Here is a 533-nt window from a genome sequence, read left to right as displayed (position 1 = left end):
GATCGCCGAGCTGGCGCCCGACATCCGTCGCCCTCCAGGAGGTGGACCTGGGGCAGGCCCGCTCCGGGCGCTTGGCCCAGGCTGCCTTCCTGGCCGAGGAGCTAGGCATGCCCACCTGCCGCTTCGCCGCCAGCTACGCCGGACCGGTGGTCGGCCTGCGCCGCCGGCCCCTTCGCAGCGCGCTCAGCTCACCGACCCACGACGTCCTGGGGATCCTGCGCGCCGCCGTCGGGGCCGGACCGATCGGCTACGGCAATGCCCTCATCTCCCGCTTCCCGGTTGCCGGCTGGCACATCAAGCGTCTGGGACGCGGGGCCTCCAGCGTCGAGAAGCGCGGCGGGCGGGCCTGGGACCCGCGCTCCTACCACGTGTCCACCGCCTCCAACCGCGTCATGGTGGCCGCCACCCTCGAGCTTCCGGAGGACGCCGGTGGACCAATCCGGCGGCTGTCGGTCGCCTCCACTCACCTAGCGACCCGCGAGTCCATGGCGGCCCGCCAGCTCGCCGCCGCCTGGGGGGCGCTCGCCGGGCTG

Annotated in this window: 1 pseudogene; it reads left to right on the top strand. The window is 74.9% G+C overall.

The window, feature by feature from the left end:
- Positions 1–533, top strand: a pseudogene (locus HMPREF0975_RS16450) (endonuclease/exonuclease/phosphatase family protein); the annotation flags it as partial.

The sequence above is a fragment of the Actinomyces sp. oral taxon 849 str. F0330 genome, from assembly GCF_000239715.1.
Taxonomy (GTDB): domain Bacteria; phylum Actinomycetota; class Actinomycetes; order Actinomycetales; family Actinomycetaceae; genus Actinomyces; species Actinomyces johnsonii.
Note: the sequence above shows the minus strand (reverse complement) of the source record. Positions and strands in the feature narration are given on the sequence as shown.